General features: G+C 74.5%; 1 protein-coding gene and 2 pseudogenes. All 3 read left to right on the top strand.

The annotated features are described in order from the left end of the window. Positions 1 to 10,302 carry an SDR family NAD(P)-dependent oxidoreductase gene (locus ACWCV9_RS13190; RefSeq protein ID WP_450786201.1) on the top strand — a complete coding sequence of 3,434 codons (10,302 nt, stop codon included), beginning with the start codon at positions 1 to 3 and terminating at the stop codon, positions 10,300 to 10,302. Positions 10,303 to 10,340: 38 nt separating this feature from the next. Beyond that, positions 10,341 to 11,873: pseudogene (locus tag ACWCV9_RS13195) on the top strand (type I polyketide synthase); the annotation flags it as partial. Positions 11,874 to 12,023: 150 nt separating this feature from the next. Further along, positions 12,024 to 13,262 (top strand): annotated as a pseudogene (locus ACWCV9_RS13200) (acyltransferase domain-containing protein); the annotation flags it as partial. Positions 13,263 to 13,265: the final 3 nt, after the last annotated feature.

Consider the following 13,265-nt stretch of genomic DNA (forward strand, 5'->3'; position numbering starts at 1 on the left):
TTGGACATGTCCGAGGAAGAGAAGCTCCGGGGCTATCTGAAGCGGGTCATGGTCGACCTGCGCAAGGCCAACCGCCGCCTGGAGGAGGCCGAACGCTCCCGCACCGAGCCCATCGCCGTCGTCGGCATGGCCTGCCGCTACCCGGGCGGAGTGCGCTCACCGGAGGACCTGTGGCGGGTGCTGGCCGACGGCCGGGACGTCACCGGCGACCTGCCCACCGACCGCGGCTGGGACATCGAGGCCCTCTACGACCCCGACCCGGACCGCTCCGGCCACACCTATGTGCGCCGCGGCGGCTTCCTGGACGACCCCGGCGCCTTCGACGCGGGCTTCTTCGGGATCTCCCCGCGCGAAGCCCTGGCGATGGACCCGCAGCAGCGGCTGCTCCTGGAGACCTCCTGGGAAGCACTGGAGCGGGCCGGGATCGACCCCACCTCGCTGCGCGGCAGCCGCACCGGCGTGTTCGTCGGCCAGAACCACCAGGAGTACGGCACCCGGCTCGCCGAGGCCCCGGCCGGCGTCGAGGGCCACCTCGTCACCGGCGTGGTCTCCAGCGTGCTGTCCGGCCGCGTCTCCTACACCCTCGGCCTCGAAGGCCCCGCGATCAGCGTCGACACCGCCTGCTCCACCTCGCTGGTCACCCTGCACCTCGCCGTGCGCTCGCTGCGCGACGGGGAGTCCTCGCTGGCCCTGTCGGGCGGAGTGACCGTGCTGGCCGGCCCCGGGCCGCTCGTCGAGTTCAGCCGCCAGCGGGTCCTCGCCGCCGACGGCCGCTGCAAGGCGTTCTCCGCCGCCGCCGACGGCATGGGCATGGCCGAGGGCGTCGGCGTGCTCGTCCTGGAACGCCTGTCCGACGCACAGGCCAACGGGCACCCGGTGCTCGCCGTCATCCGCGGCTCCGCCGTCAACCAGGACGGCGCCTCCAACGGGCTCACCGCCCCCAACGGCCCCTCCCAGCAACGGGTGATCCGGGCCGCGCTCAGCGCCGCCGGGCTGTCCCCGGCGGACGTCGACCTGATCGAGGCACACGGCACCGGCACCGCCCTCGGCGATCCGATCGAGGCACAGGCACTGCTGGCGACCTACGGCGCCGACCGCGACCGGCCGCTGTGGCTGGGGTCGGTCAAGTCGAACATCGGACACACCCTCGCCGCCGCCGGCGTCGCCGGTGTCATCAAGTCCGTGCTGGCGCTCCGGCACGAGACCGTGCCCAGGACGCTGCACGCGGACACCCCGTCCCCGCACATCGACTGGTCCTCCGGCACCCTGTCCCCGGCCACCGAGCCGGTGCCCTGGCCCCGCGCCGAACGCCCCCGCCGCGCCGCGGTGTCCGCCTTCGGCATCAGCGGCACCAACGCCCACGTCATCCTGGAGGAAGCCCCCGATCCCGAGCCCGTCGCCGAGCCGCCTGCGGTCGCGGGGCCGGTGCCGGTGGTGGTGTCGGGGCGCAGTGCGGAGGCGCTGCGGGACCAGGCGGCGCGGCTGCGCGAGTTCGTCGCCGGGGACTCCGGCGTGTCGGTCGCGGGGGTGGCGCGGGCGGCCGGTGTGTCACGGGCCGCCCTGGAGCACCGGGGCGCGGTGGTGGCGGGTGATCGGGAGGAGTTGCTGGCCGGGCTGGCGGCGCTGGCGGAGGGCCGCCCGGGGGTGGTCAGCGGGGTGGCTGACCGGGGTGGGCTGACCGGGTTCTTGTTCTCGGGTCAGGGGTCGCAGTGGTCGGGGATGGGGCGGGAGCTGGCCGAGCGGTATCCGGTGTTCGCGGACGTGTTCGGTGACGTCTGCGGGCGGTTGGAGGCGGTGCTGGGGCGTCCGGTGCGGGATGTGGTCCTGGACGGTGGGGAGCGGCTGGATCAGACGTTGTTCGCGCAGTGTGGTCTGTTCGCGTTCGAGGTGGCGTTGTTCCGGTTGCTGGAGTCGTTCGGTGTGGTGCCGGACTTTGTGGTGGGTCATTCGGTGGGTGAGGTGGCGGCTGCGCATGTGGCGGGGGTGTTGTCGCTGGATGACGCGGTGGTGTTGGTGTGTGCGCGGGCTGGGTTGATGCAGGAGTTGCCGCAGGGTGGGGCGATGCTGGCGGTGAACGCTCCCGAGGACGAAGTCGTCGGCATCCTGTCGGGTGAGGTGGGGATTGCGGCTGTCAATGGGGTGCGGTCGGTGGTGGTGTCGGGTGCGGTGGCTGCGGTGGAGGCTGTTGCCGGGCGGGCGGGGGAGCGGGGGTGGCGGCACACCCGGCTTCGGGTGAGTCATGCCTTCCATTCGCCGTTGGTGGAGCCGGTGTTGGAGCGGTTCCGTGCCGCGATAGCCGGTGTGGAGTTTGCTGCGCCGCGTATTGCGTTCGTGTCGACGGTGGATGTCGGTGCGGCGCCGGTGGACGCCGACTATTGGGTGCGGAACGTCCGGGACACGGTTCGTTTCGCCGATGCGGTGGCTCATCTGCATGCGCAGGGTGTGACGCGGTTCGTGGAGGTCGGCCCGGACACCGCGCTCACTGCTGCCGGTCCGGACTGTGTGCCCGAGGACAGTACGGCGGTGTTCGTGCCGTTGCTGCGCCGTGAACAGCCCGAGGTGCGTGCGCTGGCTGCCGGGCTGGCCCGGTTCCATGTGCATGGGGGTACGGTCGACTGGGCGTCGTATCTGCCCCCCGCCCAGCCGGTCGACCTGCCCACCTACGCCTTCCAGCACCGCCGTTACTGGCTGGAGTCCGCCGTACCGGCCGATCCGGCCGCGCTCGGCGCCCAGCCCGCCGGGCACCCGCTGCTCGGCGCGCTGGTCGCCCTCCCCGGCCCCATCGACACCGTCCTCACCGGACGGCTGAGCCTGCGCACCCAGCCCTGGCTGGCCGACCACCAGGTCACCGGCACCCCGCTGCTGCCCGGCACCGCGTTCGTGGAACTCGCCCGGCACGCCGCCGAACTCCTCGGTGACGCCCGGATCGACGAACTGACCCTCGAGGTGCCCCTGGCGCTGCCCGCCGACGGCGCCGTCGCCCTCCGGGTCGGCATCGGAGAACCCGACGACACCGGGCGCCGCGGCATCGAGGTGCACTCCCGGCCGGAGGGGACCGCCCTGCCCTGGACCCGGCACGCCACCGGTGTCCTGGCCGAGGACACGCAGGACACACAAGACGCGGGGGACACGGCGGACGGGTTCGGCACGGACCTGGTGCAGTGGCCCCCGGCCGGCGCCGAAGCCCTCCCGCTGGACGCGTTCTACCCCCGGCTCGACGAGACCGGTCTCGGGTACGGCCCGGCCTTCCAGGGGCTGCGCGCGGCCTGGCGACGCGGCGACGCGACCTACGCCGAGATCGCCCTGCCCGAGCAACTGCTCGGCCAAGCCGACGAGTTCGGTCTGCATCCCGCCCTGCTGGACGCCGCGCTGCACGCCCTCGCCCTGCGCGGCGACGACGCCACCCTCCGGCTGCCCTTCGCCTTCCACGGGGTCCGCTGGTACGCCGAGGGCGCCGCAACCCTGCGGGTCCGGCTCACCGTCACCGGGGACGACGCGGTCCGGGTCGATCTCGCGGACGACAGCGGCGCCCCCGTCGGCACCGTCGAGCGCGTGGTACTGCGCCCCCTCACCGGCACCCTGCGCCCGCCCGCGGGACAGGACTCGATGTACCGGCTGGACTGGACGTCCGCCCCTGCCGGGGGGAACCGCGACACTGGTGCCGACGTGCTGTTCCGGGTCGAGGACGGCCCCGTGGCCGAGTGCACCGCCGCCGTGCTGGAGCGCGTGCGTGAGTGGCTGGCCGAGGACCCCGCGCCCGGTGCCCGGCTGGCCGTGCTCACTCACGGCGCGGTCGCCACCGCCGCCGCGGAGGTGCCCGACCCGGCCGGTGCCGCCGTCTGGGGCCTGGTGCGCTCGGTGCAGGCCGAGTGGCCCGACCGTTTCGTGCTGCTGGACAGCGACGGCAGCGTGCCCGACGGGGTCGCCCTGGCCACCGGTGAGCCCCAACTGGCGATACGAGACGGTCAGTTGTTCATACCTCGGTTGGTGCGGGTGACGGAGGCGGCGCCCGAGTCGACGCCCTGGTCGGCGGATGACACGGTGCTGGTCACTGGGGCGAGCGGCACGCTCGGGCGGCTGGTGGCAGGGCATCTGGTGGAGCGGCACGGTGTGCGTGCCCTGGTGCTGGCGTCCCGGCGCGGTGGTGACGCGCCCGGCATGGGTGAGCTGATCGCCGACCTCACAGAACTCGGCGCCTCGGCCCGGGCGGTGGCCTGTGATGTGGCCGACCGGGACGCGGTGGCCGCGCTGCTGGCCGAGCACCCGGTCACGGCGGTGGTGCACGCGGCCGGGGTGGTGGACGACGGTGTGGTCACCGGTCTCACCGAGGAGCGGTTGCGGGCGGTGCTGGCGCCGAAGGTGCTGGGCGCCCGCTGGCTGGACGAGCTGACCCGCGACCGGGACCTCACCCGGTTCGTGCTGTTCTCCTCCGCCTCGGCGACCCTCGGCAACGCCGGGCAGGCCGCCTACTCCGCCGCCAACGCGGCACTCGACGCCCTGGCCGCCCGGCGCCGCGCCGCCGGACTGCCCGCGCACGCGCTCGGCTGGGGCCTGTGGGAGCAGCGCAGCGGCATCACCGGAACGCTGGCCGAGGCCGACCTCGCCCGCATCGCCCGCAACGGCATCGCCCCACTGCCCACCGAGGAGGCGCTGGCGCTGCTGGACACCGCCGTCGGGCTCGGCGATCCGGTCGTCCTGCCGATGCGGCTGGACACCGCCGCCCTGCACCGGATGGACCCGCTGCCCCCGGTCTTCGCGGGTCTGGTCCGGCGCCACCGCCGCACCCGGCGGCAACAGTCCGGCTGGGCCGACCGGCTGCGCGCCCTGCCCGCGCCGGAACGCCGCAGGGCCGCCCTGGACCTGGTCCGCACCCAGGCCGCCGCGGTCCTGGACCTGGCCGGGGCCGGGCAGGTCGGCGACGGCCGGTCCTTCGCCGACCTCGGCTTCGACTCGCTCACCGCGCTGGAACTGCGCAACCGGCTCGGCACGGCCACCGGACTGCGGCTGCCCGCCACCCTGGTCTTCGACCACCCCACCCCGGCCGCGCTGGCGGCGTTCGTGCTCGCCGAGGCCGGGGACCTGGACACCGCACCACTCACGGAACCGACGGCCCCCGCGCCGGCGGCCGCGGCGGACGAGCCGATCGCCATCGTCGGCATGGCCTGCCGCTACCCCGGCGGGGTCACCACCCCCGAACAGCTGTGGGACCTGGTCGCCGCGGGCCGGGACGGGATCTCCGGGTTCCCCGCCGACCGCGGCTGGGACCTCGGGACCCTGCCGGTCGGACGCGGCGGTTTCCTGGCCGGCGCCGGTGACTTCGATCCCGGCTTCTTCGGCATCTCGCCGCGCGAGGCGCTGGCGATGGACCCGCAGCAGCGGCTGCTGCTGGAGCTGTCCTGGGAGGCGTTCGAACGCGCCGGGATCGATCCGCTCGGTCTGCGTGGCAGCCGTACCGGTGTGTTCGCCGGGGTGATGTACCACGACTACGCCACCAGGCTGGCGCACGTCCCCGAGGAGCTGGAGGGCTACCTGGGCAACGGTAACCTGGGCAGCGTCGCCACCGGCCGGGTCGCCTACACCTTCGGCCTCAACGGCCCGGCGGTCACCGTGGACACCGCGTGCTCCTCGTCGCTGGTCGCGCTGCACCTGGCCGCCCAGTCGCTGCGCTCCGGCGAGTCCACCCTGGCGCTGGCCGGCGGAGTGACGGTGATGTCCAGCCCCACCCCGTTCCGTGAGTTCGACCGGCAGGGCGGCCTGGCCGCCGACGGCCGCTGCAAGTCCTTCTCCGCCGCCGCCGACGGCACCGGCTGGTCCGAGGGCATCGGCATCCTGGTGTTGGAGCGGCTGTCCGACGCGCGCGCCAACGGCCATGAGGTACTGGCCGTCCTGCGCGGCTCGGCCGTCAACTCCGACGGCGCCTCCAACGGGCTCACCGCGCCCAACGGCCCCGCGCAGGAACGTGTCATCCGCGCCGCGCTGAGCGCCGCCGGACTGTCCTCCGAGGACGTCGACATGGTGGAGGCGCACGGGACGGGCACCGCGCTGGGCGACCCGATCGAGGCGCAGGCGCTGCTGGCGACGTACGGCGCGGAGCGTGAGCGGCCGCTGTGGCTGGGGTCGGTGAAGTCGAACATCGGGCACACCCAGGCGGCTGCCGGGGTCGCCGGAGTCATCAAGGTCGTGGAGGCGATGCGTCGCGGGGTGCTGCCGCGCACCCTGCACGTGGACACCCCGTCCCCGCATGTCGACTGGACGGCCGGGCCGGTGCGGCTGCTCACCGAGGCGACCGGCTGGCCGGAGACGGAGGTTCGCCGGGCGGCCGTGTCGGCGTTCGGGGTCAGCGGCACCAATGCCCACGTGATCATCGAGCAGGCCCCCGCCACCGAGCCCGTTGCCGAGCCGCCTGCGGTTGCGGTGCCGGTGCCCGTGGTGGTGTCGGGTCGCAGCGCGGAGGCGCTGCGGGAGCAGGCGGCGCGGCTGTCGGAGCGGGTGGCGGCGGATGCCGAACTGAGCGTCCCGCAGGTGGCGTTCGCGGCCGCCATGACGCGGGCCGCGTTGGAGTACCGGGGTGCGGTGGTGGCCGCTGACCGGGCGGAGCTGCTGGCCGGGCTGGAGGGGCTGGCCTCCGGGGCGATCAGCGGGGTGGCCGCCGGGCGTGGTGGCGGTACCGGGTTCCTGTTCTCGGGGCAGGGGTCGCAGCGCTCGGCGATGGGGCGCGAACTCGCCGAGCACTACCCGGTGTTCGCGGACGCCTTCGATGACGTCTGCGGGCGGTTGGAGGCGGTGCTGGGCTGTCCGGTGCGGGATGTGGTCCTGGACGGCGGGGAGCGGCTGGACCAGACCTTGTACGCGCAGTGTGGTCTGTTCGCGTTCGAGGTGGCGTTGTTCCGGCTCCTCGAATCCTTCGGCGTGGTGCCGGACTTCGTGGTCGGTCACTCGGTGGGTGAGGTGGCGGCCGCGCATGCGGCGGGGGTGTTGTCGCTGGACGACGCGGTCGGCCTGGTGTGTGCCCGGGCGCGGCTGATGCAGGAGCTGCCTCCGGGCGGGGCGATGCTGGCGGTGAATGCCCCCGAGAGCGAAGTCGCCGGCATCCTGTCCGGTGAGGTGAGCATCGCGGCCGTCAACGGGGTGCGGTCGGTCGTGGTCTCGGGCGCGGTGCCGGCGGTCGAGGCCGTTGCCGGGCGGGCGAAGGAGCGGGGGTGGCGGCACACCCGTCTGCGGGTGAGCCACGCCTTCCATTCGCCCTTGGTGGAGCCGGTGTTGGGACGGTTCCGGGAGGCCCTGGCCGACGTCGTCTTCTCCGCGCCGCGGATTCCGTTCGTGTCGACCGTGGAGATCGATGCGGCGCCGACGGACGCCGATTACTGGGTGCGGAACGTCCGGGACACGGTGCGTTTCGCTGACGCGGTGGCGCGGCTGCACGAGCAGGGCGTGACCAGGTTCCTGGAGATCGGGCCCGCCGCCGCGTTGACCGCCGTGGGGCCGGACTGCCTGCCGGAGGACGCCGACGCCGCGTTCGTTCCCCTGCTGCATCGCGAGCAGTCCGAGGTGCGTGCGCTGGCCGCCGGGCTGGCCCGGTTCCATGCGCACGGCGGTATGGTCGACTGGGCGTCGTATCTGCCGCCGGCGGCCCGCGTCGCGCTGCCCACCTACGCCTTCCAGCGCCGCCGCTACTGGCTCGACGACGCCGGGCCGGTGCGCCCCGGCGGCCATCCGCTGCTGGACGCGGCCGTGGAGTTCGCCGAGGAGGACGGGTTCCTGCTGTCCGGCCGGCTGTCCACCCGGACGCAGTCCTGGCTGGGGGAGCACACCGTGCTTGGCGCGAGCGTGGTGCCGGGGAGCGTGTTCGCCGAACTGGCCCTGCACGCCGCCGAGGTGGCCGGTGCCGGTGCGGTCGCCGAACTCTCCCTCCAGTCACCGCTGGTGCTGCCCGAGGACGGCACGGTCGAGGTGCAGCTGAGGGTCGGCGCGCCCGGCGCGACGGGCTACCGTCCGCTGACCGTGCACGCCCGCCCGGCCGCACCCGGCACCCCGTGGACCTGCTACGCCCGCGCCGAGCTGGGCCCGGCGGAGACCGCCGTACCCCAGGCCGAGCAGCTCGCCTGGCCGCCGCCGGACGCCACCGCACTCGACGTGGCGTCGGCCTACGACGGGTTCGCCGCCGCCGGGCTGGAGTACGGCCCGGCGTTCCAGGGCCTGCGCGCGGCCTGGCGGCGCGGCGACGAGATCCTCGCCGACATCGCCCTGCCCGACCTCACCGACACCGGCCGCTACGGGGTGCACCCCGCCCTGCTGGACGCGGCGCTGCACGCCCTGCGCTGGCTGCGCGGGGACGCGGGCGACGACCGTACCCTGCTGCCGTTCGCCTGGACCGGGCTGGCGCTGCGCCGCACCGGGGCGTCCGCACTGCGGGTGCGGATCTCCCCGGTGGCCGCCGACACGGCCCGGATCGAACTCGCCGATGCCACGGGCGTACCGGTCGGGGTGGTGGAATCCCTCGCCGTACGGCCGGTCTCGGCCGGGCAGCTCGGCCGGCGGGCCGCGCTGTACACCGAGGAGCTGGTGCCCGCGCCCGCGTCGGCCGGACCGGAGCCCGCCGTACTGGTCTGCACCGATCTGGCCGAACTCACCGACCGGGAGGAGCTGCCCGGGGTGGTGGTGCTGCCGGCCGGGACCGAGGCCGACCCGGTCGCCGCGGCGGCGGGGGCGCTGAGCGCGGTGCGCGGCTGGCTGGCCGAGGACCGCTTCGCGGGTACCCGGCTCGCGCTGCGCACCCGGGGAGCGCGCACCGATCCGGCCGCCGCCGCGGTCTGGGGCCTGGTGCGCTCGGTGCAGCAGGAACACCCGGACCGCTTCCTGCTGGCCGACATCGAGGACGACACGGAGGTGCCCGCCGCCGCGTGGCAGGTGCCCGGCGGGCAGCTGGTGCTGCGCGACGGCGCGGTGCTCGTGCCACGGCTGGTCCCCGTCCCGGCGGCCCCCCTCACCGGCCGGAACGGCACCGGGCCGGACGGCGCCGAGCGGGACCCGGGCGGCCCGGTGCTGATCACCGGCGGCCTGGGCGCGCTCGGTGCGACCGTGGCCCGGCACCTGGTCACCGACCGCGGGGTGCGTGAACTGGTACTCACCGGCCGCCGCGGCCCGGACACCCCGGGCGCGGACGAACTGACCGCCGAACTGAGGAAGTTGGGCGCCGAGGTGTCGGTGGTGGCGTGCGATGTGGCCGACCGGGACGCGGTGGCCGCGCTGCTGGCCGAGCATCCGGTGACAGCGGTGGTGCACGCGGCCGGGGTGGTGGACGACGGTGTGGTCACCGGTCTCACCGAGGAGCGGTTGCGGGCGGTGCTGGCGCCGAAGGTGCTGGGCGCCCGCTGGCTGGACGAGCTGACCCGCGACCGGGAGCTGACCGACTTCGTGCTGTTCTCCTCCGCCGCCGGGGTGCTCGGCGCGGCCGGCCAGAGCGCCTACGCCGCCGCCAACGCCGCTCTGGACGCGCTGGCCCGGGCCAGGCACGTCGCCGGGCTCCCGGCCACCTCGCTGGCCTGGGGCCTGTGGGAGCAGCGCAGCGGCATCACCGGAACGCTGGACGAAGCCGACCTCGCCCGCATCACCCGCAACGGGATACGGCCGCTGGCCACCGCCGAGGCCCTCGAACTCTTCGACCTGGCCCGCGCCGTCGACGCCCCGGTCCTCGCGCCGCTGCACCTCGACCGGGCCGCCTTCCGGTCCGGTGGGCCGGTCCCGGCGGTGCTGCGCGGCCTGGTCCGGGACACCGCCGCCCCGGCCGCCGCCGCAGCCCCGGCCCCCGGCGCCGCGCTGACCGGACCGGACCGGGAGAAGGCGCTGCTGGAGCTGGTGCGCGCCGAAGCGGCCGGGGTACTGGCCTACGACTCGGCGGCCGCCGTGGCCGAACACCGCACCTTCGCCGAACTCGGCGTCGACTCACTGGCCGCGCTGGAGCTGCGCAACCGGCTGTCCGCGGCCACCGGCGTACGGCTGCCCGCGGCGGTGGTGTTCGAGTACGCCACCCCGGCGGCGCTCGCCGCCCATCTGCACGCATCCATGCCCGCGGCGGACGGCGCGCCTTCCGCGCCGGTGCTCGCCGGGCTCGACCAGCTCGAAGCGGCCCTGGCCGACGCCGAACCCGGCGCCGTGGACCGGGCGAAGCTGCGCATGCGGCTCACCGCGCTGCTGGCCAAGTACGGCGGCGAGGAGCAGACCGCTACCGCCGCGGAGCACGACCTGTCGTCGGCCTCCGACGACGAACTGTTCGGCCTCGTCGACGACCTCGGCGCCAGCTAGGGGCAGGGAAGGAAGACCGCGTGGCAAACGAGGACAAGCTCCGGGAGTATCTCCGGCGCGCACTGGCCGAGGCGCAGAGCGCCCAGCGCAGGCTGGCCGAGATCGAACAGGCCCGGCGCGAGCCGATCGCGATCGTGGGCATGGCCTGCCGCTACCCCGGCAGGGTCAGCACCCCCGAGCAGCTGTGGGAGCTGCTGGACGCGGGCCGGGACGGGATCTCCGGGTTCCCCGCCGACCGCGGCTGGGACCTGACCGGACTGCCGGTCGGGCTCGGCGGGTTCGTCACCGGCGCCGGTGACTTCGACCCCGGCTTCTTCGGCATCTCGCCGCGCGAGGCGCTGGCGATGGACCCGCAGCAGCGGCTGCTGCTGGAGACCTCCTGGGAGGCGTTCGAACGCGCCGGGATCGACCCCACTTCGCTGCGCGGCAGCCGTACCGGTGTGTTCGCCGGGGTGATGTACCACGACTACGCGACCCTGATGGACAGCGTGCCCGAGGAGCTGCACGGCTTCATCGGCAACGGGAACGCCGCCAGCATCGCCACCGGCCGGGTCGCCTACACCTTCGGCCTCGAAGGCCCCGCGGTCACCGTGGACACCGCCTGCTCCTCCTCGCTGGTCACCCTGCATCTGGCGGTGCAGTCGCTGCGCTCCGGGGAGACGTCGCTGGCGCTGGCCGGCGGTGTGACGATCATGTCCACCCCGGGCACCTATGTGGAGTTCGACCGGCTCGGCGGCCTCGCCGCCGACGGCCGCTGCAAGGCGTTCTCCGCCGCCGCGGACGGCACCGGCTGGTCCGAGGGCGTCGGCATGCTGCTGCTGGAGCGGCTGTCCGACGCACAGGCCAACGGGCACCCGGTGCTCGCCGTCGTCCGCGGCTCCGCCGTCAACCAGGACGGCGCCTCCAACGGGCTGACCGCACCCAACGGGCAGGCACAGCGCCGGGTCATCGTCGAGGCGCTGACCAACGCGGCCCTGTCCCCCGAGGACGTCGACGCGGTGGAAGCGCACGGCACGGGCACCGCGCTGGGCGACCCCGTCGAGGCGCAGGCGCTGCTGGAGACGTACGGCGCCGACCGCGACCGGCCGCTGTGGCTCGGGTCGGTGAAGTCCAACATCGGGCACACCCAGGCGGCTGCCGGGGTCGCCGGTGTCATCAAGGTCGTGCAAGCGATGCGCCATGGGGTGCTGCCGCGCACCCTGCACGTGGACACCCCCTCCCCGCACGTCGACTGGGCCGCTGGCCCGCTGCGGCTGGTCACCGAGGCGACCGACTGGCCGGAGACGGAGATCCGCCGGGCGGCCGTGTCGGCGTTCGGGGTCAGCGGCACCAACGCCCACGTGATCATCGAGCAGGCCCCCGCCACCGAGCCCGTTGCCGAGCCGCCCGCGGTCGCGGGACCGGTGCCGGTGCTCGTGTCCGGTCGCAGCGCCGACGCCTTGCGCGCGCAGGCGGCGCGCTTGCGGGACCACCTGCTCGCCGAACCCGCCGCCACCGTCACCGAGGTGGCCCGCGCGGCGGCGCTGTCGCGGGCCGCTCTGGAGCACCGCGGTGCCGTGGTCGCCACCGACCGCGAGGAATTGCTGGCGGGGCTGGCTGCGCTGGCCGACGGCGCCTCCGGGGTGCTCAGCGGCGTCGCCGGGCGGGGCGGTGGTACCGGTTTCTTGTTCTCGGGTCAGGGGTCGCAGTGGTCGGGGATGGGCCGGGAGCTGGCCGAGCGGTATCCGGTGTTCGCGGACGTGTTCGGTGACGTCTGCGGGCGGTTGGAGGCGGTGCTGAAGCGCCCGGTCCGGGATGTGGTCCTGGACGGTGGGGAGCGGCTGGATCAGACCTTGTTCGCGCAGTGTGGTCTGTTCGCGTTCGAGGTGGCGTTGTTCCGGTTGCTGGAGTCGTTCGGTGTGGTGCCGGACTTTGTGGTCGGTCACTCGGTGGGTGAGGTGGCGGCTGCGCATGTGGCGGGGGTGTTGTCGCTGGATGACGCGGTGGTGTTGGTGTGTGCGCGGGCTGGGTTGATGCAGGAGCTGCCTCCGGGCGGGGCGATGCTCGCGGTGAACGCTCCCGAGGACGAAGTCGCCGGCCTCCTGTCGGGTGAGGTGGGGATTGCGGCCGTCAATGGGGTGCGGTCGGTGGTGGTGTCGGGTGCGGTGGCTGCGGTGGAGGCTGTTGCCGGGCGGGCGGGGGAGCGGGGGTGGCGGCACACCCGGCTTCGGGTGAGTCATGCCTTCCATTCGCCGTTGGTGGAGCCGGTGTTGGAGCGGTTCCGTGCCGCGATAGCCGGTGTGGAGTTTGCTGCGCCGCGTATTCCGTTCGTGTCGACCGTGGAGATCGATGCGGCGCCGACGGACGCCGACTACTGGGTGCGGAACGTCCGGGACACCGTCCGCTTCGCCGATGCGGTGGCTCATCTGCATGCGCAGGGTGTGACGCGGTTCGTGGAGGTCGGCCCGGACACCGCGCTCACCGCTGCCGGTCCGGACTGTGTGCCCGAGGACAGTACGGCGGTGTTCGTGCCGCTGCTGCGCCGTGAACAGCCCGAGGTGCGTGCGCTGGCGACAGGGCTGGCCCGGCTCCATGTGCATGGGGGTACGGTCGACTGGGCGTCGTATCTGCCCGCCGCGGCCCGTGTCGAGCTGCCCACCTACGCCTTCCAGCGCCGCCGTTACTGGCTGGAGTCTGCCTCCAGCGACAATGTCGGCGCCGTCGGGCTGCTTCCGGCGGGCACCCCGCTGCTCGGCGCGGCCACCGCGCTGGCCGGGTCCGACGCCTACCTGCTCACCGGCCGGCTGTCGGTGCCGTCCCAGCCCTGGCTGGCCGACCACCGGGTCTCCGACGCGATCGTGCTGCCCGGCGCGGCCTTCGTGGAACTCGCCCTGCAAGCCGCCGACCGGGTCGGCTGCGACCAGGTCGAGGAACTCGTCCTGCGGGCGCCGCTGTTGCTCACCGACACCGGCGCGGTCCGGCTG

The sequence above is a fragment of the Streptomyces sp. NPDC001606 genome (assembly GCF_053596835.1).